We start from the raw sequence: 23977 nt of genomic DNA, 5'->3' as shown, positions 1-23977 counted from the left end.
TTCACGCGCCTGCGAGCTTGCCCCCGGCCCGCAAACGGCCTGATGGTGTGATCTGAGGCCTGATCGACCGAAAACCGTAGAATCGTGAGCGACACCTCATCGCCTGGGCGGGAGAACAAAAAAATAAACCCCAGGGCGCAAAACCAGGGGTTTATCAGCAGTCTGAAACCGCCCTGATCAGGGCGGTTTTTTTTTGTGTTGTTTGTTTTGGTTTGGAGCTATTTAAAGGTACTTCACGTAAAGACAGCCTACTGCTCAGGAGGGCCGCATAACGGAACGCTCACGCACGAACAGCCAACCCCGCCTCTGTTTTCCTCTGCTCATCAATACTTGCGCAGCAAAGCCACTGCAACAGGTTTACCAGCTTTGTGCCTGATCCAGATCCTGCGGCGTGTTGATATTGAAAAAAGCATGTTCAGGCGCATCGCGGAAATCCACTTCCACCGCGCCTATGCTCTCCAGCCAGCTCATGACACGGCGCTCGCCGCTAAGCAGATAGTCTTTCAGGCCCGCAGCCTGATCGGTGTGCAGTAACAGGCATAAAGGGTGGCTACGCTCTGCCTGCGCGTAGGCAGCCACAGCGCCCTGCTCCTCAACGGCCTTGATCAAACGCTTGCCCAGATCCACTGGCACAAAAGGCAAATCCACCGGGCAGGACAAGGCCCACGGCGTACTGATCTGATCCAGCACACTGGCCAAACCGGCCAGCGGACCCAGATAGCCCTCCAGCTCCAAGGCATCAGGGACCACACGCCCCCAATGGACATACTGCTCGGGATTGCGATTGGCACTGATCAGGATAGTCCCCACCTGCGGACGCAGGCGACGTACCAGATGCTGCACCAAAGGCTGACCCTGCAAGAGCAGCAAGCCTTTATCGATCTGGCCCGACAAATCAAAACGGCGGGCTCGTCCGCCCGCCAGCACAATACCACTGATGTCCTGTGTGCTTATCATCCGCCGATATAACTCATTTCGATACGGTCACGACTCGTGGTTTGCTCACCCCGAATCTCGGAATATCGGTCCTGCCGTCCCGTCCAGACGCCGTGCATATAGGCGGCTAACTGTTCGTCGGACGCACCCGAGCGCAATTGCGCCCGCACATCATAACCCTGGGAAGCAAACAGGCACAGAAACAGGCGTCCTTCGGGCGAAAGACGCATGCGCGAACAGTCTCCACAGAAGGGTTGAGTGACGCTGGTGATCACGCCAACTTCGCCCGTCCCATCCTTGAAGCGCCAGCGGCTGGCGACTTCGCCACGGTATTGGGCGGCCACTGGCTCCAGCTCGAAACGGGACTGGATACGTTCCACAATCTCCGCACCGCTGAGCACTTCTTGCAGATTCCAGCCATTGCTGGTGCCCACGTCCATATATTCAATAAAACGCAGAATCTGGCCCGAGCCTTTGAAGTGCTCCACCATGGGCAAGATCTGATCATCGTTCAGCCCTTTGCGCACCACCATATTGACCTTTACCGGGCTCAAACCCACGGCCTGTGCCTTGGCAATGCCATCCAGTACGGTGGAGACCGACACGCCGCTATCACTCAATTGAGTAAAACGGGCATCGTCCAAGGCGTCCAAGCTGACGGTGACACGATTCAGCCCCGCGTCTTTCAAGGCCTGAGCCTTGCGACCCAGCAAGGTGCCATTGGTGGTCAAAGTCAGCTCCACCGCATCACCTTCCGGTGTACGCAGCTTGGCCAACATGGCAATCAGCACTTCAATATTTCGACGCAATAGCGGTTCGCCACCCGTCAGGCGCAGCTTGCGCACGCCCAGAGCAACGGCCTGCCGTGCTACGCGCTCAATCTCTTCAAAACTGAGCAGGGAAGAATGAGGCAGGAACTCGTAGTCCGTGCCAAAGACTTCCCGCGGCATACAGTAGGTACAGCGGAAATTGCACTTGTCGGTCAGGGAAATGCGCAGGTCACGAAATGGGCGGTGACGCTTGTCCAAAGGTTGCCCTGACACAGCGGCAATCCGCACGGTCGGGCGGCGTGCAAGCTCTGCAGCACCCGCTTGCGCCCCCTGCTCGATGCCGGACGGCATAATCCCCGCTCCAGCAGGCTGCGGGTCACTCGGCTCCAAGGGCCGGGCCTCGGAACCTGGGGGAGCTGCTTCTTGATATGGCCTGTACTGAACCTGGTCTACGGACACCGGTTCACGTTTTGGCCCATGCTCATCGCTCATGGTGTTCTCTTTTTCAAGGACAGGGTTCGTCCCCGTCTCATGGTGTGTGTTTTCGTCATGCAATGGGGTCTAACGCCAGAGCATGTCGGCAGCCTGCCCGAATGCCTGTTCCAGCGTCATGATCTGTCCCAAACCCCGTGGGTCGTAACCCACCAGATCTTCCATGAATTGACTATACGCGGAACCGCCAATCACGTTCATCAGTTCCTGCATAGGAGCCTTATCCAGCGCTTCTTGCTCGACCGCAATGAAATAACGCTCCTGGGCCAGGGGAATGAACTCCAGCCCGCATCGGCTGGCCGCTGTTTCCACACCCAGGCCGGTATCGGCCATGCCACTGGCAACGTGAGCCGCCACCGCCATATGTGTCAATTCTGTTGTTTCAAAGCCCAGCACCGCATTCGTGTTTACCCCTAACTGCCCCAGCAGCAAGGTTGCCAGAAAGCGGGTACTGGACCCCATCTGACGGTTCACAAAGCGCACATCGGGCCGCAACAAGTCGGCCATGCCGGTGATGTTCTTGGGATTGCCCTTCTCCACAAACAAGCCGGTCCGGCGAGTGGAAAGGAAAATCAGCCTGTGACGCGCCGGAGACAGCCACTGCCCATAACGGCGCATGGCAGCCACCTCGAACTCACCCACCGGAACCTGAAAACCGGCCAGATCGCAATCCCCGCGCTCCAGCGAAGCCAGCGCTTCAATGGCTGTGCGGTAGCGCAGCTCCAGCGGCAGACCATCGTGCTCATTGGCAAAGCGCATCAGGCCTTCAATCGCAAATCCGTGACTGGCCTGAAAGCGCAAACGGTCCAGAGGCTGCGCATACAAGCGGCCCAACTCCTCTTCCAGCTCGGAAGCCATGCTCTCCAGGGTTGGCGTCAGACGCGCATCCAGTCGCCGATTCGCCCACAGCAAACGCTGGGCGAACTCGGTCAGTTTGGTGCCTTTGCGCCGGGAGGTTTCCAGCAGGGCCGCATCAAACTGTTTTTCGGCATTACGCAACAAGCCCCAGGCATGTCTGTAGGAAAACTGGCATTCCTTGCTGGCTCCCGCCAAGTGCCCCAGTCGCTCGATGGCACCCAACAAACGCAACACATCCCCCATGGGAAGGTCCACGCCGTCTGCATTTTCCAGAATCCATTCAGAGCGCAGCCGGGCTTTGAATTTCTGTTTGGTCATGTGTTTTTAAGACCAGTGTGTTTTCGTATTTATGTTTTGTGCTGCATGTACCAAACATTATATATGCGAAATATTGCTTATTGAAGTTATGGACTTAAGTGGTTAGATTACAAGGGAAAACACTGTCAAATAATATGCACCGCTGTGCATAAAAAATATGGAGGCGCAGGCACCCTATCCGGGCACCGCGCACACAGGACATGCAAACAACCCCTCATCACCAGGAGCAGGACCTGTCCGGTCTGACTCCTGAAGAGGTCGCCTTGCAGGCCGTGCAGGAGCACGCCGGCCAGAAAGGTAACCTGTTGCCTATTTTGCACACGATTCAGGACCGGATTGCCTGTATTCCCGAGTCCGTGGTGCCGGTGCTGGCCGAACAGCTGGCGCTGTCCCGTGCGGAAATCCATGGCGTTATCTCTTTTTACGCCCATTTCCGCACCCAGCCCCACGCGACTCATACCCTGGAAATCTGCCGGGCTGAAGCCTGTCAGGCGCGGGGCGGGCTGGAGCTGACGGCTCATGCCCGTCGCCGCCTGAACTGCGACTTCCATGAAAACAGCGACGACGGCCAGTACACGCTGGAGCCTGTCTACTGTCTGGGCCTCTGTGCTCAGTCCCCCGCCGTCATGCTCGATGGCGTACCCCATGCACGCGTCACCCCCGAAAAACTGGATGCCCTGCTAAGCAGCCAGGAGGCCCAGTCATGAGCACCATTACCGTTTACGTTCCGCGCGACACCGCAGCGGTCGCCATGGGCGCCCATGAGATTGCCCAGCAACTGGCGGCCCAGGCTCAGGAGCGCGGTCTGGATGTGCAGATTGTGCGCAATGGCTCGCGCGGTTTGCTATGGCTGGAGCCCATGGTGGAAGTGCAAACGGCTGAAGGCCGCGTCGCTTACGGCCCTGTCCAGACTGAAGATCTGCCCGGTCTGTTCGACGCTGGTTTTCTGCAAGGCGGTGCACATAAGTTGTGCCACGGTCTGACGGACGCCATCCCTTACCTGAAGAATCAGGAACGCCTGACTTTTGCCCGTGTGGGGATTATTGATCCGGTCAGCGTGGCCGATTACCAATCCTGTGGTGGCTTCGAAGGTTTGCGCAAGGCGCTGAGCATGGAACCGGCCGCCATTGTGAAAGAAGTGACCGACTCCGGCCTGCGAGGTCGTGGCGGTGCGGCTTTCCCGACCGGCATCAAATGGAACACGGTACTGAACACCCCGGCACAGCAGAAGTACATTGTCTGTAATGCCGACGAAGGCGACTCGGGCACGTTTTCTGATCGCATGTTGATGGAAGGCGATCCGCTGTGCTTGGTTGAAGGCATGGCGATTGCCGGGCTGGCTGTAGGTGCGACCTATGGCTACATCTACGTGCGTTCCGAATACCCGCTGGCTGTACAAGCGTTGAACGAAGCCATTGTGGCGGCGCGCGCCGCAGGCTGGCTAGGCAAGAGCATTCAAGGCAGCGGCTGCGAGTTCGATCTGGAAGTGCGCAAGGCAGCCGGCGCCTACATCTGTGGTGAAGAAACCGCCCTGCTCGACAGTCTGGAAGGCAAGCGCGGCGTGGTGCGTGTGAAACCGCCTCTGCCCGCCATCAAAGGTTTGTTTGGTCAACCTACGGTCATCAATAACGTGGTGTCGCTGGCCTCCGTGCCAGTGATTCTGGCCAAGGGCGGTGCTTACTACCAAAACTACGGCATGGGCCGCTCGCGTGGCACGCTGGCATTCCAATTGACCGGCAATCTGCAAAACGGTGGCCTGGTGGAAAAAGCCTTTGGCGTCACCCTGCGCGAATTGCTGTACGACTACGGTGGTGGCAGTGCCAGCGGTCGTCCCTTGCGTGCAGTGCAAGTCGGTGGCCCCTTGGGAGCCTATCTGCCCGAACACCAGTGGGATGTCCCGCTGGACTACGAAGCCTACATGAAGATCAATGCCATGGTCGGCCACGGTGGCCTGGTGGCTTTTGACGATACGGTGGACATGGCCCACATGGCGCAGTACGCCATGGAATTCTGTGCCATCGAATCCTGTGGCAAATGCACACCCTGTCGCATCGGCTCTACGCGTGGTGTGGAGACCATCCAGAAGATCCGTCGCCGCGAAGACATGGATAACCATGTCGAGCTGCTGCGCGACCTGTGCGACACCATGTTCTCCGGGTCCTTGTGCGCCTTGGGCGGCATGACCCCTTATCCCGTCCTGTCCGCGCTGGAACACTTCCCCCAGGATTTTGGACTGGCCCCGCAAACCGAGCAGGACCTGGCCAAGGTCTAAGACGGAGATCACCATGAAAGAAACAGTCGCCGTACGCGAACGTGACCTGGGCACCCCAGCCTCGACCCAGACCGAGATGGTCAACCTGACCATCGATGGCAAATTGATTGAAGTGCCCGTCGGCACTTCCGTGATGCACGCAGCCGCCTTGGCCGGTATCAATATTCCCAAGCTGTGCGCCACCGATTCGCTGGAGGCCTTTGGCTCCTGCCGTCTGTGCCTGGTGGACATTGAAGGCCGTCGCGGCCACCCTGCTTCCTGCACCACCCTGGTGGAAGAAGGCATGGTCGTCCAAACCGAAAACGACACCCTGCACAAGCTGCGCCGCAACGTGATGGAGCTGTACATCTCCGATCACCCGCTGGACTGCCTGACCTGTCCTGCCAACGGCAATTGCGAACTGCAAGACATGGCCGGTGTGGTGGGCCTGCGCAGCGTGCGCTATGGCTTTGATGGTGCCAACCACCTGGACGATACTACCGACAATTCCAACCCTTACTTTGCCTATGACTCCAGCAAATGCATTGTCTGCAATCGCTGCGTGCGCGCCTGTGAGGAAGTTCAGGGCACCTTTGCATTGACCATCGACAAGCGTGGTTTTGAATCGCGCGTCACTGCCGGCCAGAACGATGGTTTTCTGGGCAGCGATTGCGTCTCCTGCGGTGCTTGTGTCCAGGCCTGCCCGACTTCTTCCTTGATGGAAAAGTCGGTTATCGACCTGGGTCAGCCCGAGCACGCCGTCATCACCACCTGCGCCTATTGCGGTGTCGGTTGCGGCTTCAAGGCCGAGATGAAGGGCGACAAAGTCATTCGCATGACACCCTGGAAAGACGGCAAGGCCAACCGTGGCCACGCCTGCGTGAAAGGTCGTTTCGCCTGGGGTTACGCCACGCACCAGGACCGTATCCTGAGCCCCATGATACGCAAGAGCATTACGGACCCCTGGCAGGAAGTGTCGTGGGACGAGGCCATCAATTACGCCGCCTCCGAGTTCCGTCGCATTCAGGATCAGCACGGTCGTGACGCGGTGGGCGGTATCACCTCCTCGCGTTGCACCAACGAAGAAACCTATCTGGTGCAAAAACTGGTTCGCGCTGCCTTTGGTACCAATAACGTGGACACCTGCGCCCGCGTGTGTCACTCCCCTACCGGCTACGGCCTGAAGATGACCCTGGGTGAGTCCGCCGGTACGCAAACCTTTGACTCGGTGATGCACACCGACGTAGTGATCGTGATGGGTGCCAACCCCAGCGCCGCTCACCCCGTATTTGCGTCGCGCCTGAAACGTCGCCTGCGCCAGGGTGCCCGCCTGATCGTGATCGACCCGCGTCAGACTGAACTGGTCAGCTCGCCGCACATCCAGGCCGACTATCACCTGCCCCTGCGTCCAGGCACCAACACCGCCATGCTGACCGCCATGGCCCACGTAATCGTCACTGAAAATCTGGTGAATGAGGCCTATGTGGCCGAACGCTGCGATACCGCCGCCTTTAATGAATGGCGCAGCTTTGTCAGCCAGCCCCAGAACTCGCCGGAAGCCATGGCCGAGATCTGCGGTGTGTCCGCCGACGACATCCGTGGCGCAGCCCGTCTATACGCCACCGGCGGTAACGGTTCGATCTACTACGGCCTGGGTGTGACAGAACACAGCCAGGGCTCCACCACCGTGATGGCCATTGCCAACCTGGCCATGGCTACGGGTAACGTAGGCCGCGAAGGCGTGGGTGTGAACCCGCTGCGTGGTCAAAACAACGTGCAAGGCTCCTGCGATATGGGCTCCTTCCCGCACGAGTTCCCCGGCTACCGTCACGTCTCCGACACCAGCGTACGCCAGCAGTTTGAACAGGCCTGGGGCGTATCTCTGCAATCCGAACCCGGTCTACGCATTCCCAATATGTTTGACGCCGCCTTGAGTGGCAGCTTCAAGGGGCTGTACTGCCAGGGCGAAGACATTGTTCAGTCCGACCCGAACACCCAGCACGTGGCCGCCGCCATGGCTGCCATGGAGTGTGTGGTGGTACAGGATCTGTTCCTGAACGAAACCGCCAAGTACGCCCACGTGTTCCTGCCCGGTTCATCCTTCCTGGAAAAAGACGGCACCTTCACCAACGCCGAGCGCCGCATTTCGCGCGTACGCAAAGTGATGGAGCCCAAGGCGGGCATGGCCGACTGGGAAGTCACCTGCGCCCTGGCCCGTGCTTTGGGCTACCCCATGAATTACGAGCATCCCGGCCAGATCATGGACGAGATCGCCCGTCTGACCCCGACCTTTGCCGGCGTGTCTTACGATCGCATCCAGGAGCTGGGTGGCAGCGTGCAATGGCCTTGCAACGAACAGGCACCTGAAGGCACCCCCACCATGCACATCGACGAGTTCGTGCGTGGCAAGGGCCGCTTCATACTGACTCAGTACGTACCCACCGAAGAGCGCAGCAGCCGCAAGTTCCCCTTGCTACTGACCACCGGCCGTATCCTGTCGCAATACAACGTGGGCGCACAAACCCGCCGTACCGACAACGTGACCTGGCATGCAGAGGACTTGCTGGAAATTCACCCGGTGGATGCCGAAGATCGTGGCATTCGCAGTGGCGACAAAGTCTCGGTCAAGAGCCGTGCGGGCGAGACCGCCCTGCGCGCGACGGTGACCGAACGAGTGCAGCCAGGGGTGGTCTATACTACTTTCCACTTTCCCGAGTCGGGCGCCAACGTGGTCACCACCAACAACTCGGACTGGGCAACCAACTGCCCCGAGTACAAGGTGACGGCCGTGCAGATTCAGCGCGTGACCTCCGAGTCGGCCTGGCAAAATCGCTGGAACCGTTTCCACGATATTCAGCAGCGTCTCCTGCAAGGCGAGACCGTCCCGGCCGAGGATTTGGCCCAGGCGGATCACAGCCATTCGCATGAGCATGCCGAGGCCGTCGCGAAAGTATGATGCGTCCCAACAGGCCCTAAGGAGTTGCCCACGTGAGCCAGGCAGATTTTCGTGATGCCAGCGCCCCTGCCACCGTATGGCGGCAGGCGCGTACCCCAGCAGAAGCACAAGCTGACACCCTGCCCCAAGAGGATCAGGATGCGCTGGCGCGCGAACAGGCCGTGGCTCTGGAGTTCAATGGCATCAGCCATAGTGCCTTGTTATGCAGCCCCAGTGATCTGGAAGATCTGGCCTACGGATTCTCCATGACCGAGGGCATCATCCGTACCGCTGACGATATACGCGGCGTGGATGTGCTGGAAGGCGAGCGCGGCAGCCTGCTGCAAATCGAGATTGCCAGTGCTTGCCAGCATCAGCTCAAGGCGCGTCGCCGTCAGCTGGCTGGCCGTACAGGCTGTGGCCTGTGTGGACTGGAAAGTCTGGACGAGGTACGCCGACAGCTACCCCGTCTGGACGCTCCCGAGCACCGCCCCGATGCTGCCGCCATCTTCCAGGCCCTGGATGCCTTGCGCTCCAGCCAGCCCTTGCATCGTCTGACGGGCGCTACCCATGCGGCTGCCTGGTGCAATCTGCAAGGCGATATCCTGGCCGTGCGTGAGGATGTAGGTCGCCACAACGCGCTGGACAAGCTGCTGGGCCACATGCTGCGCAACGATATTGATCCCCGCTCTGGCATGGTGCTGATCTCCAGCCGTGCCAGCTTCGAGATGGTCCAGAAGGCCGCTGCCATGGGCATCAACTTTGTGGTGGCCGTCTCCGCCCCCACCGCCTATGCCGTGCAGATTGCCGATGAACTGGGTGTCATGCTGGCCGCCTTCGCCCGTGACCGCAGCTTCACGCTGTACAGCCATCCCCACTATCTGAATTCTGCCGAGTCACGCTCGGCCACATCACCATGAACATTGTTCCTTTGATTCCCATGGCCAACCAGATCGGTCAGTTCTTTGAAATCCTGAGCAATCGGGAGCAAGGACTGCGCGAGATTGCGGAACATATCCAGAAATTCTGGGACCCGCGCATGCGCCGCTCCCTGCTGGATTTTGTGGAACAAAATCCCAGCGGTAAAAGCGAAGATGGCGAGCTGCTGCCTATTGTTTTGCAGGCAGTCGTGACCCATAAACAGCAACTGGAGCCACGCAGCCAATAAGACTTGCCGCAGACACAGAAAAGCCCGCCTAGGCGGGCTTTTTCTTTGGGCTGAAAAACGATTAATCGCTTTCTTTGACGCGGTACACCAGCACGGTGTTCTTGGCCATATTCAGCACCTTGATGGTCACGCTACCCAACAACAGGCGGGACAGACCACTGCGGCCGTGACTGCCGATAAAGATCAGATCGCAGCCTTCCTGCTCGGCAACCTGAACCACACCGTCGGCCACGTTGAAGTTCGATACGGATTTGCCGGTAGCCTTGACGCCAGCGGTCTCGGCACGGTCCAGAATTTGTTGCAGGTATTTCTGCGACTGTTCTTTGGCGGTCTTGTCGTAGTCCTCGTCGGTGATGGCGTAGGCAGCAGCCATACCATCAAAACCAACGGTGGCAGCAAATGGCTGCGTCACGTGCAAAGCCAGAACCTCGGCACCAATTTGGCGGGCAAAGGTCACGCCTTTGTTGGCTGCTTGGGAGGAGAGCTCGGAACCGTCAGTTGGAATCAGAATTTTCTTGAACATGGCATAACCCCTTTGAATGGAGACAGATAGCTTACCGCTGCATACCGGCACAGGACAAGCTAGTACAGACCTGAACCTTGAGCCAGGTCAGGATTCGTTCAATGCGCGGAACAATACGGCACAGCGAGTACCCGTGCGGCAGTAGGCCAAAGTCGGGCCAGGCAAGGCTTCAAGCAATTGACCAAAACGGGCAACATCAGCAGAAGTAATAGCGCTACCCACTACTGGCTGATACTCCACCTGCAAACCTGCCGCCTGGGCGGCCTTCATCACGTCTGCCGACAAGGGCTGGTCGGGACCGCCTTCCATATCGGGACGATTGATGATGACACTTTTAAAACCGGCATCGGCCACGGCTTGCATGTCCTCTCCCGATAATTGAGGGGCGACGGCCAATTGCTCGGTCAAAAACTGGTGCGGGAAGGACATAGAAACTCCTGAAATCGGGATAAACTAAATCAGTTCAAAGGAAAAATAGTATGTTCCCCCCCGATAGTACGCAAGCCCCTTTCTCTGCCTCCCTGCCGCAAGGCAATCACGCCAGCGCCTTGTTGATACGTCACGCGACCTTGGACGATATGGCAGCAGTGCAAAACATCTATGCCTATCACGTGCTGCACAGCACGGCGACCTTTGAACAAAGCCCGCCCGACGAACAGGAAATGGGTGCCCGCTATATACAAGTGCGCGAGCAAAACTTGCCCTGGCTGGTCGCGGAACTGGACGGGCAGATCGTGGGCTATGCCTATGCAGGCACGTACCGCTCCCGCCCGGCCTACCGCTTCACGGTAGAAGATTCCATCTATCTGGCTCAAGGTCAGATTGGCAAAGGTCTGGGCAAAGCCTTGCTGGAACAATTGCTGCTGGAATGCGAGAAAGGCCCGTGGCGACAAATGGTGGCCATCATCTCCGGCCATGACAGCCGGGGCTCGATTGCTCTGCACCGTTCGCTGGGCTTTGCCCATGTAGGTACTCAGCCAGCGGTAGGCTATAAATTCCAGCAGTGGATTGACGTGGTCATCATGCAGCGCAGTCTGGGTGACGGCAGCCAAAGCCAGCCAGCCCAGACGCCCTGATCTTCCTTCTCAGGCAATGCGCAGGCTGTATTGATCCAGCCATTGCTGCATCCCATCGCCAGCCAGCACCTCGTACTCTGCCTGACGTTGCAAGCCTACAGGATCGTCCTGCACGCTGCTCAAGGAGGGATGGCACATCATGCTGTCCCCGTGCTGCATCACCGCCAGCCAGGCTTTGACCAGGGCACTGTAGCGCTCCTTGCCACCCTGAAAGTCGTATACACCGGTAAAGCTGCTATTCAAGGTGGCACCTTTGGCTCTGGCCAGACGCAACAAATCTCTGGAACCCAGCCCGGCAATAATCTGCGCCTTGAATCGGTCCTTAAACGCAAAACCCGTAGCCAGACGCTGGGCACCGGTATAACGCAGCCAAGGCATGGAAGCCGCGTAACGACGCTCCATTTCTGCCAGCAAGGCCTCGCGTATCATGGGTAGCTGATGCACGTGCTGATGCCCGTCGATATAGTCCGGGCCCTGCCCCATCACCTCTTCAAAACGATCCAGCTGGCGAGCCACGCTATCCTTGACCTTCTGATCATCCAGACGATGCAGCAGGCTGCGGATAATCACCTGCTTGAGCGGCATGGCATACACGCCCGCTTGGGAAGCAAACTCGGTAAAATTCAGGTGCAAACCTTTTTGCAGCGTGCTCTGGCGCAGTGCTGGTGCATTTTGCACAAAGCTGTCCCCATCGACCAGGCAGGATGTTCCTGTCAGGCGTCGGGCCTGGGCCAATTTCAGTATGGCCTCGTCCACGGCGGGGGCCATGCCAAAATCATCCGCGCATATACTGATCTGCCTGTCCTTGGCCACTGCTCGCTCCGCTTTATGTCTCGTCAAATCATTCTGTTCATACTGGTCGGCACTTTGGCCGCCTTCACACACTGGGGCATTGTAATCGCCCTGGTGCAAACGCTGAGCCTGTCTCCGCTGCTGGCCAATCTTTTTGGCTGGCTGATTGCGTTCCTGGTGTCCTTTGGTGGCCACTACTGGCTGACATTCCGCTCCCAGAATGCCCGCTTTCTGCCGGCTCTGACACGTTTTTTTCTGGTGTCTGCCGCTGGCTTCGCCGTCAACGAAGCCAGCTATGCGTTTTTACTGAATCATTCCGGTCTGCGTTACGACTTGCTGCTGGGCCTGATTCTTATCGGTTTGGCTGTGCTGACGTTTCTGGCTGGGCGGCTTTGGGCGTTTCGCCGCACATAAGCTCGTACTCGTCGTGATCAAAGCGCCACAGAGCAATACGCTGATCTTCATACAGGCGCTGAGCATGGTTAAGCACCTGGCTTTGGCGCACGGCATCTGGCGAGCCGATCAACCAGACTACCGCCTTGCTGTCCCGACATAACTGCTGACGAAGGGTTGCCCGATCTATCAAGGTCAGCGCCCCACGTTGCGGCTCAAAGCGAGCTGCCTCCAGCAGCTCCTTGCGCCAACTATCGGTGCGCATGATTTCCGGATCATCCCAGCGTCCCATCACGCTGATGTTCTGCAGGCCCGGAACATAGAAACCCAGGTCATAACGGTAATTATTCAGAAAGACGACACGGTCACCCTTTTGGTATTCACTGGCCAGTACACGGCCCAAGGCCTGACTGTTAACCTGTGGGCGCAACATCATCGTCACCACGGCAAACGCACAAATCGCAACACAAACACCCATGCTCCAGACCGCAAAGCGCTCTACCTTTGCTTCCCCATCCCGCTGACTACGGCGAATCACCACATCCGCCAGAAAAAAAGCCCAAGGGCCAATCGCAGGCAGGACATAGCCCACCAGCTTGGACGTAGGAATGGAAAAGAAAACCAGCACAGTCAGCAATGCCGACAGCATCAAGCCTCGTACTGCTCCCAAACCGTCGGAAGCATTAGCAGAACCACGAAAGCGCTTGAACAAGAATGGCGTCCAACCCAAGGTGGCAACAGGCATCAGGGCAAAGTAGAACCAGAAAGGCTGAGGGTTGTTAAAGCCGGTTTCCAGAAAGCGCTGGAAGTGTTGATAGACGATGTAATAGTCAAAAAATCCGGGGTAGCGCGCCTGCATGGCCCACATCCAGGGCGTGGCAACCAGCAGCAAGACTCCCAGGCCTGTCACAGAAAACAGACGCAACAACGTACGCCACTGGCCTCGACCCAGCAGCCAGAACACCAAGACACCGCCGGGGATCAAAATCCCGATCAAGCCTTTTGCCAGAAAAGCCAGGCCTGCGGTGGCATACAGCCCCATCAAGGCCCAACGATAGGAGCGCCCTTGCTCCATCTGCAAGGCAGCATGACCACCCAAGAGCACGCAGCTACTGATCAAGGCAGCAACCGTCATGTCCAGATTGGCGTAATGGGAAGCACCGAAAAGCAAGGGGCTGCTGACCAGAATCAAAGCCGTCCAGCCCGCATGTTGCTGGCTGGCGTGACGCTTCAAGAACGCGTGCATACCGGCAATCAACAAGGCCGCCATCAAGGCAGGTACCAGACGAGCAGCCACAAAATTCACACCCAACACTTTCAGGCTCAGGGCAGTCAGCCAATAATGCAAGGGAGGTTTATGGAAAAACGGCAGGCCGTCCAGACGCGGCACCAGATAATCACCGGATTCCAGCATGGACAGGGCCACGCCGACATAGCGCCCCTCATCCGGAATCAACAAGGGGTACGCCCCCAGGGTCAGCGCAAACCACAGCAGTGCCAGCAGCCCCACGGACACACTAGAGAGCGTACCCAGGCGCTGGACGCCGCAACGTAACCAATAGGCCGGTCCACGCGCTTGTCCAAGCGGTAGCGTTGCACCGGAAGAGGAAAAGGAATTATCGATACTCATCGCTCAAAGCCAAACCAATAGGGGTAGGCAGCTACTTGTGTAGCTGTCGAAGCGATTCAGAATATCGATGTAGCGTTCAATTACAAATGAGAGCAGTTCGCCAATTAAACGATCCGGCCTGCCTTCAAAACCAGGCTTGCCTTCAGCCTTGCTGCGGGTCCTGATCGGGGGTCGCTAACTGCTTCTGGTCAGGTGCCGGTTCAGAGGCCTGAGCCAGTCCCTGCCCCCGGCGACGATGCACCAGATACAAGGGCCGATGCTTGACCTCGGCAAAGATGCTGGCGACATACTCGCCCACCACACCCAGCGAGAGCATATTCACCCCCGCGAAAAACAGTACCACCGTAATCAAGGTTGCCCAGCCCCGAACGGCATCCCCATACAACAAGTGCTTGAAGATAATGAACAAGCCGTAGCTGAAAGACAGCATGGCCAACACTGCCCCTAACAGGCTCAACAACCGCAGTGGCCAGGTGGTGAATGCCGTCAAACCATCCACCGCAAAGCGCAATAGTTTAGTGGGGCGGAATCGGCTGACACCATGCAAGCGTTCGGCAGGCGAGTAGTAAATGGGCTCGGACGGAAAACCCACCCAGGCAAACAAGCCTTTCATGAAGCGGCTGCGCTCGGGCAAGGCCATCAAGGCATCAACGACACAGCGATCCATCAGGCGAAAATCGCCTGCATCACGCGGCACACGCAAACCGTTAGACGTGCGCATCAGCTTGTAAAACAAACTGGTGCCCGCCCGCTTCATCCAGGTCTCGTCGTCACGGGTTTCCCGCACGGCATAGACCATTTCCAGGCCTGTAGACCAGCGCTCCAGCATGGCTTCGATCAAGGCAGGGGGATGCTGCAAATCCGCATCCATGCACACGACTACCTGCCCGCGGCTGGCCTCCAGCCCTGCCGTCAACGCCGCCTCTTTGCCAAAGTTGCGCGATAACTGCAAATAAACCAATTGAGGGTAGGTTTGACGCAATTGCTCAATAACCAAAGGCGTTGCGTCGGTACTGCCATCGTCAACGAAAATGATTTCAAAGTCCGGAACCAGTTCGCGCAACTTCGCCACCAAAACCGGCAGCAATGCGGGCAGGTTTTCTGCTTCATTCAAACCAGGGATAACGCAAGAAAGCGTTTGGGCCTGTCGTTTTGTAATCATTATTCCTTGAGCACCGTGCTGTAACAAAACCAAGGTCTAGCCAACAAAAAGTAATCGTAGCCCGCCAGACCGCCTAGTGCAATTTACCTTCGGTGATACTTGTCTTTCTTAAAGAGCACCGTTCAAGACTTGTACAGCCCTTGCGAGCCGGCCAGACTGGCCAAACACCGCAAACGCAACATCCATACGCTGAAACGTGCAAGCAGTGTAGGAAAGCAAGCGTTGAATCAGCGTGAAATCCGGCGTGAAAATGTCCCGTTCCCAAGCGTTTTCTTTCCGGCTTGACCCCGATGAGTCCTACCAATAAGATAGATAAAATATATATCTTTAAATTCAAAATATTATGGCTCTAAACCCTTTGTGTACCCGCCAGGAAATTCATGACCTGGTCTGGGACTTTTACGATCGCATCCGCATGGACGACGTCCTTGGCCCCATTTTCTCCGAGCGCATCAAGGATTGGGATACGCATCTGGGCGTAATGGAAGAGTTCTGGTCATCTCTATTGCTCAAGACCGATGGCTTCAATGGCAATCCCATGGCCAAGCATTTGTCGCTCAAGCATATTCAGGCCAGCCACTTTGAACAATGGCTACGCCTGTTCAAGGAAACCTGCCAGGAGCGTGAAAACCAGGCCATGGCCGCGCTGGCATTGGAATATGCCCAGCGCATCGCCCGCAGCTTCTGGTTTGGCTACCAATTCCAGCACAACCCCACTCAAGTGGCCAGCGAGCTGCAACTGCCCTGATCATGCGTCTGACCAACCTTACCGACTACGCCCTGCGTCAATTGATGTATCTGGGTCAGAACGAAGACAGGCTCTGTACCATCGCGGAAATTGCCCAGTACCACCAGATTTCCCAAGCCCATCTGATGAAAGTCACCCACCTGCTCGCCAAGGGCGGGTGGATTCAGACACAGCGCGGGAAAAACGGCGGAATGCGGCTGGCCCGTGCGCCGGAAGACATCAATCTGGGCGAGCTGGTGCGCTATACCGAAACCGATCTGGCGGTGGTGGAGTGCCTGGGCAGCGGCACCCACTGCATCCTGAGCGGTCGCTGCAACCTGAGCAATATCCTTAAACAGGCGCTGGCCCAGTTCCTGAGTTATCTGGATAACTACACCTTGCGCGACATTATTGTTCCTGGCAGCAGCCCGGAACAGACAATTGCCTGGCCCACCAAGTCCATGCACTCGGCCTGATCGCAGACGGACGGATAGCAGACGGCCCCGGATTCAAAAGAATCCGGGGCCGTTTGTTTAGGGTCCGACTACCGCTTCAAGCCGGGAAAATCAGATCGCTCCGTACAGTACCAGGATGGGCACGCACAGCTTCCAGCAAACCCTGCTCGGGAACACGATCCAGGTCCGTCATGGCATAACCCAACTCGCCTTGCGTTTGCAGCTGCTGGCGGGTGATGTTGATACCGTGCTGGGCCAGAATATTGTTCAAGCCACCCATCGCGCCGGGAACGTTGCGATGAACATGCAGCAGGCGCACAGCACCCTGGATGTCGTAGTAAGACACTTCGGGGAAGTTCACCGCGCCCTTGGTAGCGCCGCTACGCAAATAGCTAACCAGTTTCTCGGCCACTTCACGGCCAATGTTTTCCTGGGATTCCTGAGTACTACCGCCAATATGCGGCGTCAGGATCACATTAGGCATACCGATCAAGGGGCTCTTCAAAGGTTCGTCCACGCTTTTCGGTTCGGTTGGGAACACGTCCAGCGCAGCACCCGCCAGATGACCGCTAAGCAAAGCCTGGTGCAAGGCATCAATATCCACCACCGTGCCGCGAGAAGCGTTGATCAGGATGGAACCGGGTTTCATGGCCGCAATCGTCTCGGCATTCATGATGTTGTGCGTGCCCTGCCCGCCTGGTACGTGCAAGGTGACCACATCGGACTCGGCCAGCATCTGCTTCAAGCTGCCATAGACACGGGCATTGCTCAGCGGCAGTTTGGATTCCACATCGTGGTAGAGCACGCGCATACCCAGCGCTTCGGCCAGAGTACCGACTTGGGAACCAATATTGCCGTAACCAATCACGCCCAAAGTCTTGCCACGGATCTCGAAAGCGCCATCGGCACTTTTGTCCCAGAAACCCTGGTGTACGCGCAGGTTCTTCTCGGGGATACGACGTAGCAACAAGATGGCCTCACCCAGCACCAGCTCGGCAACGGAGCGGGTATTGGAGAACGGCGCATTAAAGACCGGTACACCATGGTTCTGGGCTTGATCCAGATCCACCTGGTTGGTACCAATACAAAAGCATCCCAGCACTTTGAGCTGGTCTGCGTGCTCCAGCACCCGGCTGTCAAACTGGGTACGGGAACGAATTCCGACAACTTCGGCGCCTTTGACAGCGTCCAGCAGCTCCTGACCCGACAAGGCTCCCTTGTAGGTCTGAATATCGGTCAAACCCGCAGCCTCAAAAACTTCACGGGCGCTAGGATGAATGTTCTCAAACAGGACAATGCGACTCATGATGGTTCCAGTCATTGAAATAGTATCTAAATGGTACTATTTTTTTAGCCCGCCTGATCGAGCATCAACAATAACAGCAGGGGATTCTTGTCTTGAAACCAAGCAAGGCCATGAATCCACAGCCAAATACAAAAACCCAGGCCAGGAAAATAAAAAATCCAGGACCTGGGTCACTTCAAGGCGGCCTAGCTCATGAAAAGCCGCCTGAATAGCCTGCTATCAAGAACCAAATGGCACCGGACGTGGTGTGTTGTCACGCGAAGGTGGCAGGATTGGCAGCACGATTTCAGGCTGTTTGCCCGTCAGCGTTTTCAGGAACGCGACGATCTGGGCATTTTCCTCTGCAGAGAAACTGCGACCCAACTGCAGACGACCCATTGTATCCACGGCTTCAGTCAAGGTATTGACAGCACCATCGTGGAAGTAAGGGTAGGTCAGCTCGACGTTACGCAAGGTAGGAACCTTGAAGTTGAAACGGTCGGCATCTTTCCCTGTCACAGCCGCACGGCCTTCGGCCGGATTGGTCGTTTGGTAGGGTTCGATCAGACCCATTTTCTGGAAGGAGGTACCGCCCAGATTGGGACCGTTGTGGCAGGCCACGCAACCACTATTCTTGAACAGTTGATAGCCAGCCAGCTCCTGATCAGTAATGGCTTTCTTGTCACCCTTCAACCACAGGTCAAAGCGCGAATCGGGCGTCACCAAGGTTTCTTCAAAGGCGGCAATTGCGGAGGTGACTTCATCAATGCCGAAGTCGGCCTTGCCAAAGACTTGCTTGAACTCGGCCTTGTACTCGGGGATGGAGCTCAGGAACTCCATGGCCAGCTCGTGTGTGAACGCCATTTCCTTGGGGTTGGCAATCGGGCCACCGGCCTGCTCTTTCAGGTCGCTGGCACGGCCATCCCAGAACTGGGCCACGTTCAGGCTGGAGTTCAGGACGGTAGGCGAGTTGATGGGGCCTTCCTGCCAGCGATCCCCGATGGAGGTACGGATATTGTCCGTGCCACCCATGCTCAGGTTATGACAGGAGTTACAGGAGATGAAACCAGAACGGGACAGGCGAGGTTCAAACCACAGCTTCTTGCCCAGTTCAACGCGTGCCGGATCAGTGACAACTGCGGCGGGAATCGGCTGTACAGGCTCATTTTCCTGAGCTTGCGCGGCACTGCCGAGCAGTAGACCGGCGGCCAGAGCAGAGAGAGTGAACAGGCGTAATTTCATAACAACTTCCTTATGGGATGACAGAGCTTCCTGCCAGTGAGTGGTCCGGTTAGGACCCATAACCCTGCTGGCCTTATGGACATCGTAAGGAATGCCATTTCATTACACATTGATACATCGCAAGGAAATAATCTTTCCAGAGATGCTTAGGGAACTTTCAGAAGAAAGTGCAACTACTCCGCCACAATCCCCTATAGCGCCTTGACGAAACGCATAAAAAATGCCGCCTGCAATCAAGCAGGCGGCATCTTGGGATTGTTGCAGTTTGTGTTTTTTTACACGCCCAAATAGCGCGTCCACAAGGTGCGATCAGCCCCCAATGCTTCGGAGTTCCCCTGCCAGACCAATTTGCCACGTTCCAGAATAATGTGGTGATCCGACAAGGCCATCAGCCGCTCGACATATTTGTCGATCAGCAAGATGGTTTGCCCTTCTTCACGCAAGACGGCCAGACAGTTCCAGATTTCTTCACGCACCTTGGGCGCCAGTCCCTCGGAGGCTTCATCCAGAATCAGCAGCTTGGGGTTGGTGACCAGCGCACGGCCAATGGCCAGCATTTGCTGTTCACCGCCCGAGAGCTGGTTGCCCATATTGGACGCACGCTCACGCAAGCGCGGGAAAAAGTCATAGACACGCTCGGGCGTCCAGGTCTTGTTGGCTTTGGGGTTGCGGTTGCAAGCAAAGGCCGTCAAGTGCTCGGCCACGGTCAGGTTGGGAAAGCACTGACGCCCTTCGGGCACAATGGCAATCCCGGCACGGGCAATACGGTCCGGATTCCAGCCCGCAATGGACTGGCCGTCGAACTTCACATCGCCGCCGCGCACCGGCAACTGGCCCAGAATGGTTTTCAGCAAGGTGGTCTTGCCCATGCCATTACGGCCCAGCACAGTCACAACCTGCCCGCTACGAATGGACAGATCTACCCCGAACAGCACCTGGCTGGCGCCATAGCCGCTTTGTAATTGAGTCGTTTCAAGCATGGCTTTCCACCTTGGTTGGAACTGGCGTGTCGTCGTCGCCCAGATAAGCTTGACGCACAGCCTCGTTATCGCGGATTTCGGCAGCCGTGCCGGTAGCAATGATGTGACCTGCCACCAGCACAGAAATCCGGTCAGCCAGACGGAAAACGGCTTCCATATCATGCTCGACCAGCAACATGGTGGCTTTGCCACGCATGGTTTCGATCAATTCAGTCAGGCGCAGCGTTTCGTCCGGCCCCATCCCGGCCATAGGCTCATCCAGCAGCAGAACTTGCGGACGGCTGGCCAAAGCCAGGGCGAATTCCACCTTGCGCTGCTCGCCATGCGGCAACACACCGGCCTGGGTATGCAGCAAGGACGCATCAATGGCACATTCGGCGGCCAAAGCACGGGCTTGCTCGTACAGCTCGGTTTCCGCCTGACGAGCACGCCAGAAGCGGAAGCTGCTGCCACTGCATGCCTGCAAAGCCAGCACCAGGTTATCCAGCACCGTGTAGTTCTTGAAGATGTTGGTGATCTGGAACGAACGTGCCAGACCGGCAGCCACACGCTGGTGACCCGACAAGGAAGTCACATCCCGGCCACCCAGCAAGAGCTGGCCCGAATCCGGGGTCAAGGTGCCCGACAGCAAATGAATCAGGGTCGATTTACCTGCGCCGTTCGGGCCGATCAAACCATGAATTTCACCAGGCACCAGGTCCAGGGACACATCGTTGGTAGCCTGCAAAGCACCAAAGCGCTTCATCAGACCACGGGCTTGCAAAGCGGCCGAGCCGCTGCCCGCCTTGGAGGCGGTTGCTATCGTGTTCGTCATGCTTGCTCCTTGGCGGTAGTAGCGGGATCAGCGGCCGAGCGGACACGCACCAGCCCGGCCAGCCCCTTGGGTGCAAAAAACACCACCAGCAGCAACAAGATACCCAAAGGCATGTGCCAGTACTCGGTCCAGTTGCGCAGCAACTCTTCCAGCACCAACATCACGAACGCGCCCAGAGCACCGCCATACAGCAAGCCAATCCCCCCCACCAGCACCATGATGATCAGGTCAGCCGACTGGGTCCAGTTCATCAGGCTAGGCGAGACAAACAGGTTGTGGTTAGCCAGCAAGGCACCGGCCAGACCCATGATGGCTCCGCTCAAGGTGTAAGCCGTCAGGCGAATGCGGTAGACGGGGTAACCCAAGGTTGTCATGCGGCTTTCGTTTTCACGCGTGCCCATCAAGGCCTGCCCGAAACGGGCTTTAACCAGACGACTGAACAGGAACAGCACCCCCACCAGAATAGCCAGAACCAGGTAGTAAAAGCTCAGCTCATTGCTCAGATCAATCCCGGGCAAGGATGAATGGCTGTACATGTTCAGGCCGTCCTCGCCACCGTACTGGCGCAAGGAAATGAACAGATAAAAGATCATCTGGGCAAACGCCAGCGTGATCATGATGAAGTACACACCACGAGTACGCAGCGACACGGCACCGGTCAGGAAAGCCAGCAAGCCGGAGATCACCATGGCGGCAGGCCAGGCAATCAGGCCACTTTGCACGCCTTCGGTAGCCAGGATACCCACGGTGTAGGCCCCTGCCCCGAAAAACGCGGCATGGCCCAGGGCCACCATCCCGCCATAACCCAGCACCAGATTCAAGGCACTGGCAGCCAGGGCATAGATGAAGATACGGCGTACAAACGAAATGTAGAACTCAAGTCCGTACATCGGTGCAATCAAGGGGAAAGCCAATAAGGCCACCAGCACCAGGGCGGACAAAATACGCGAAGTAGACATACATTAACCTCGCGCCGGGAACAGGCCCGAAGGACGGAAAACAAGAACAACCGCCATCAGGACATAGATCGAAATGGCAGCAATCGTAGGACCGACGCTGGAAGCCACATCTGCCGGGAAAACGTTACGCAGCAACATGGGCAGGAATGCACGGCCAGCGGTATCAACCATACCCACCAGCAAGGCCCCTACAAACGCGCCACGAATCGAACCAATCCCGCCAATCACGATGCAGACCAGAACCAGGATCAGAATGTCCTCGCCCATACCGATCTGAACCGCGGTAATCGGACCCAACAAGGCACCGGCCAGCGCTGCCAAAGCGGCTCCCAGAGTGAACACACCCAGGAACAGAATAGGCACACGCACCCCCATCAGGGTGGCCATTTGTCGGTTGGAAGCACCGGCACGCACCAGCACCCCAGCTCGTGTTTTGGTTACGAAGGCATACAGGGCCAGCGCCATCACCAGACCGACCGCAATAATCATCAGACGGAAGGCGGGATAGAGAAAGTCAGGCAAGAGTTCTACCGGCCCGGACAACAAGGCAGGCATATTCAACATAACGGGGGTTGGGCCCCAAATCATTTTGACCACATCATTGGCGATCAAAATAACGGCATAGGTTCCCAGTACCTGAGCCAGGTGATCACGAGTGACCAGCTTGCGCAGAATGAGAATTTCCAAGGCAATACCGACCAGGGCTGTCACCGCCACCGCCACCACAATGGCGGCGGTAAAAGACCCTGTACGCTGCATGGTTTCCGCGGCCACATAGGCTCCCGCCATATAGAGGGAGCCGTGGGCCAGGTTCATGATATCCATAATGCCGAAGACCAAAGTCAGGCCCGCGGCAATCAGAAACAACATCAAACCAAACTGCAAACCATTCAGCAATTGCTCGCTAATCAGAATGAGCGACATGCTTTTACCACCTGTGAATCTTAATTAAGTTTGCATTCTTTGGCGTAGACGTCCTGGTAGGAGTCAAACACCTTGCTGACCATACGGTTCACAAGACGTCCGTCCTGATCCTTGACCACTTCACGCAAGTAATAAGCCTGCACGGGGAAGTTGTTGTTGCCGTAGGTAAATGGGCCGCGAACCGAGTTGTAGTCGGCGGCTTTCAGTGCCTTGAGCACCGCTTCGCGGTCGGACACCTTGCCATCAACCTGTTTGACGGCGGCGTCGATAGCCAGAATCACGTCATAGGCCTGAGCAGCGTAAACCGATGGATAGCGGCCGTCGTAGGCTTTGCGGAACTCTTCCACAAAGGTCTTGTTGGCAGGAACATCCAGGTCAGGCGACCACTGAGCCGTGTTCAACATGCCCAGGATAGGCTCGCCCACGGCGGGGATGATGTCCTCGTCACCCGAGAAGGCTGGGCCCAGCAACACCACATCTTTATTCAGGCCAGCGGCCACAAACTGTTTGATGAAGTTGATGCCCATGGCACCGGGCAGGAAGAAGAACACGGCCTGGGGCTTGGCCGCACGGATCTGTGCCAGTTCAGCCGAGTAGTCAATCTGGCCCAGCTTGGTGTAGAGCTCGTCGTTGACGGGTTTGCCGTAACCACGCTTGAAGCCGTTCAGGTGATCCTTGCCGGCCGGATAGTCAGGGGCAATGATGAACATTTTTTCGTAGTTGCGATCCGCAGCCACTTTACCGGCGGCCTCGTCAAAGGCGTCGTTCTGGTAGGAAACACCAAAGAAGTACGGATTACAACCGGCACCGGCCAGTTGGCTGGGACCCGGGTTGCTGGTCAGGTAAGGCACTTTGGCCGAGAACAGAGCGGGAGCCACTGCCAGTGCCACGTTGGAACCCACGGGGCCGGTAAAGAAGTCGATCTTGTCGCGCTGCACGAAGCGATTGACCAATTGGCGGGCCTGGTCGGGGTTACCGGCCATATCTTGTTGAATGAACTCGGCCGGGAAACCGCCCAGCTTGCCGTCCAGTTGTTTGATGGCCAAATTAAAGCCATCACGAACTTCACCACCAACGGCAGCGAACGGACCGGATGTGTCCATTGCCATCCCCACTTTGATGGTATCGGCATGAGCCAAAGAACCGCCAAAAGCCGCCGCCAGAGCTACGGTCAATGCAATACGTTTCATGTTATCTCCTTGCGCCACCGCGCTTATAGGCTGTCTTTAAATAAGATGCACAGCAGATCGAACTACAAATTCAACTATGCCAACCATTCATTTATAA

Annotated in this window: 24 protein-coding genes; 9 read left to right on the top strand and 15 right to left on the bottom strand. The window is 57.2% G+C overall.

The window, feature by feature from the left end; all coding sequences use genetic code 11:
- Nucleotides 1-357 precede the first annotated feature (357 nt).
- The 3 genes from mobA to KOE80_RS01465 all read right to left on the bottom strand — a co-directional run bounded on the left by mobA (nt 358) and on the right by KOE80_RS01465 (nt 3374).
- Nucleotides 358-957, bottom strand: coding sequence for a molybdenum cofactor guanylyltransferase MobA (gene mobA, locus KOE80_RS01475; protein WP_226348178.1), 600 nt, complete (start codon nt 955-957; stop codon nt 358-360).
- Nucleotides 954-2198 (bottom strand): GTP 3',8-cyclase MoaA, encoded by a 1245-nt coding sequence (moaA, locus tag KOE80_RS01470; protein ID WP_226348177.1) that lies wholly within the window; start codon nt 2196-2198, stop codon nt 954-956. Before moaA ends, mobA begins: the two co-directional genes overlap by 4 nt.
- A gap of 69 nt (nt 2199-2267) precedes the next feature.
- Entirely contained in the window at nt 2268-3374 is a 1107-nt protein-coding gene (locus KOE80_RS01465; protein WP_026485086.1) for a substrate-binding domain-containing protein, read from the bottom strand.
- Nucleotides 3375-3574: 200 nt separating this feature from the next.
- Between KOE80_RS01465 and KOE80_RS01460 the strand changes: the two genes are divergently transcribed.
- The 5 genes from KOE80_RS01460 to KOE80_RS01440 are packed head-to-tail and all read left to right on the top strand — an operon-like array spanning nt 3575 to nt 9728.
- The gene (locus tag KOE80_RS01460; RefSeq protein ID WP_042483136.1) at nt 3575-4081 is read left to right on the top strand and encodes a formate dehydrogenase subunit gamma; all 507 of its coding nucleotides are present in this window, start codon (nt 3575-3577) and stop codon (nt 4079-4081) included.
- Nucleotides 4078-5646, top strand: a complete 1569-nt coding sequence (locus KOE80_RS01455; protein ID WP_226348176.1) for a formate dehydrogenase beta subunit — start codon at nt 4078-4080, stop codon at nt 5644-5646. Before KOE80_RS01460 ends, KOE80_RS01455 begins: the two co-directional genes overlap by 4 nt.
- Nucleotides 5647-5659: 13 nt before the next feature.
- Nucleotides 5660-8581 carry a formate dehydrogenase subunit alpha gene (gene fdhF, locus KOE80_RS01450; RefSeq protein WP_226348175.1) on the top strand — a complete coding sequence of 974 codons (2922 nt, stop codon included), beginning with the start codon at nt 5660-5662 and terminating at the stop codon, nt 8579-8581.
- 32 nt (nt 8582-8613) lie between these two features.
- Nucleotides 8614-9480, top strand: coding sequence for a formate dehydrogenase accessory sulfurtransferase FdhD (fdhD, locus tag KOE80_RS01445; protein ID WP_026485082.1), 867 nt, complete (start codon nt 8614-8616; stop codon nt 9478-9480).
- Nucleotides 9477-9728, top strand: coding sequence for a formate dehydrogenase subunit delta (locus tag KOE80_RS01440; RefSeq protein WP_009463888.1), 252 nt, complete (start codon nt 9477-9479; stop codon nt 9726-9728). The genes fdhD and KOE80_RS01440 overlap by 4 nt, the downstream gene beginning before the upstream one ends.
- Nucleotides 9729-9789: 61 nt before the next feature.
- Here KOE80_RS01440 and KOE80_RS01435 read toward each other — a convergent pair whose 3' ends face one another.
- Both KOE80_RS01435 and KOE80_RS01430 read right to left on the bottom strand, forming a co-directional pair.
- Nucleotides 9790-10251, bottom strand: coding sequence for a universal stress protein (locus tag KOE80_RS01435; protein WP_035271213.1), 462 nt, complete (start codon nt 10249-10251; stop codon nt 9790-9792).
- Nucleotides 10252-10338: 87 nt separating this feature from the next.
- Nucleotides 10339-10680 carry a TIGR01244 family sulfur transferase gene (locus KOE80_RS01430; protein WP_009463890.1) on the bottom strand — a complete coding sequence of 114 codons (342 nt, stop codon included), beginning with the start codon at nt 10678-10680 and terminating at the stop codon, nt 10339-10341.
- Nucleotides 10681-10730: 50 nt separating this feature from the next.
- Between KOE80_RS01430 and KOE80_RS01425 the strand changes: the two genes are divergently transcribed.
- Nucleotides 10731-11327 (top strand): GNAT family N-acetyltransferase, encoded by a 597-nt coding sequence (locus KOE80_RS01425; RefSeq protein WP_088451128.1) that lies wholly within the window; start codon nt 10731-10733, stop codon nt 11325-11327.
- A 9-nt stretch (nt 11328-11336) separates the two neighbouring features.
- Here KOE80_RS01425 and KOE80_RS01420 read toward each other — a convergent pair whose 3' ends face one another.
- A complete protein-coding gene (locus KOE80_RS01420; protein ID WP_264180161.1) occupies nt 11337-12095 on the bottom strand; it encodes a ChbG/HpnK family deacetylase in 759 nt (252 codons plus the stop codon).
- Nucleotides 12096-12155: 60 nt separating this feature from the next.
- Here KOE80_RS01420 and KOE80_RS01415 point away from each other — a divergent pair, with 60 nt between their 5' ends.
- Nucleotides 12156-12533, top strand: coding sequence for a GtrA family protein (locus KOE80_RS01415; protein WP_022983235.1), 378 nt, complete (start codon nt 12156-12158; stop codon nt 12531-12533).
- Here KOE80_RS01415 and KOE80_RS01410 read toward each other — a convergent pair.
- Nucleotides 12472-14142, bottom strand: a complete 1671-nt coding sequence (locus tag KOE80_RS01410) for an ArnT family glycosyltransferase (RefSeq protein ID WP_226348173.1) — start codon at nt 14140-14142, stop codon at nt 12472-12474. The two genes, KOE80_RS01415 and KOE80_RS01410, sit on opposite strands and share 62 nt — an antisense overlap.
- Before the next feature lie 142 nt (nt 14143-14284).
- Nucleotides 14285-15304 (bottom strand): glycosyltransferase family 2 protein, encoded by a 1020-nt coding sequence (locus KOE80_RS01405; protein ID WP_060186300.1) that lies wholly within the window; start codon nt 15302-15304, stop codon nt 14285-14287.
- A 343-nt stretch (nt 15305-15647) separates the two neighbouring features.
- Here KOE80_RS01405 and KOE80_RS01400 point away from each other — a divergent pair, with 343 nt between their 5' ends.
- The gene (locus tag KOE80_RS01400; protein WP_009463895.1) at nt 15648-16052 is read left to right on the top strand and encodes a group III truncated hemoglobin; all 405 of its coding nucleotides are present in this window, start codon (nt 15648-15650) and stop codon (nt 16050-16052) included.
- Nucleotides 16053-16054: 2 nt separating this feature from the next.
- A complete protein-coding gene (locus KOE80_RS01395; protein WP_035271217.1) occupies nt 16055-16507 on the top strand; it encodes an RrF2 family transcriptional regulator in 453 nt (150 codons plus the stop codon).
- Between the two features lie 76 nt (nt 16508-16583).
- Here KOE80_RS01395 and serA read toward each other — a convergent pair whose 3' ends face one another.
- The 7 genes from serA to KOE80_RS01360 form a co-directional block, all read right to left on the bottom strand.
- Nucleotides 16584-17792, bottom strand: coding sequence for a phosphoglycerate dehydrogenase (gene serA, locus KOE80_RS01390; RefSeq protein ID WP_035271218.1), 1209 nt, complete (start codon nt 17790-17792; stop codon nt 16584-16586).
- A 219-nt stretch (nt 17793-18011) separates the two neighbouring features.
- Nucleotides 18012-19013: a cytochrome-c peroxidase gene (locus KOE80_RS01385; RefSeq protein WP_009462237.1), complete on the bottom strand. Its 1002-nt coding sequence runs from the start codon at nt 19011-19013 to the stop codon at nt 18012-18014.
- Nucleotides 19014-19288: 275 nt separating this feature from the next.
- Nucleotides 19289-19993: an ABC transporter ATP-binding protein gene (locus KOE80_RS01380; RefSeq protein ID WP_009462239.1), complete on the bottom strand. Its 705-nt coding sequence runs from the start codon at nt 19991-19993 to the stop codon at nt 19289-19291.
- The gene (locus KOE80_RS01375) at nt 19986-20807 is read right to left on the bottom strand and encodes an ABC transporter ATP-binding protein (RefSeq protein ID WP_009462241.1); all 822 of its coding nucleotides are present in this window, start codon (nt 20805-20807) and stop codon (nt 19986-19988) included. Before KOE80_RS01375 ends, KOE80_RS01380 begins: the two co-directional genes overlap by 8 nt.
- Complete coding sequence (locus KOE80_RS01370) at nt 20804-21766, bottom strand: branched-chain amino acid ABC transporter permease (RefSeq protein ID WP_226348172.1); 963 nt, start codon at nt 21764-21766, stop codon at nt 20804-20806. The genes KOE80_RS01375 and KOE80_RS01370 overlap by 4 nt, the downstream gene beginning before the upstream one ends.
- A 3-nt stretch (nt 21767-21769) precedes the next feature.
- Nucleotides 21770-22690 (bottom strand): branched-chain amino acid ABC transporter permease, encoded by a 921-nt coding sequence (locus tag KOE80_RS01365; protein WP_022983237.1) that lies wholly within the window; start codon nt 22688-22690, stop codon nt 21770-21772.
- 20 nt (nt 22691-22710) lie between these two features.
- A complete protein-coding gene (locus KOE80_RS01360) occupies nt 22711-23880 on the bottom strand; it encodes an ABC transporter substrate-binding protein (protein WP_009462245.1) in 1170 nt (389 codons plus the stop codon).
- Nucleotides 23881-23977 lie beyond the last annotated feature (97 nt).

The organism is Alcaligenes sp. 13f (assembly GCF_020496585.1).
Classification (GTDB): domain Bacteria; phylum Pseudomonadota; class Gammaproteobacteria; order Burkholderiales; family Burkholderiaceae_B; genus Alcaligenes; species Alcaligenes phenolicus.
The sequence above is the reverse complement of the archived record's forward strand: the minus strand, read 5'-3'. Positions and strand labels throughout refer to the sequence as shown.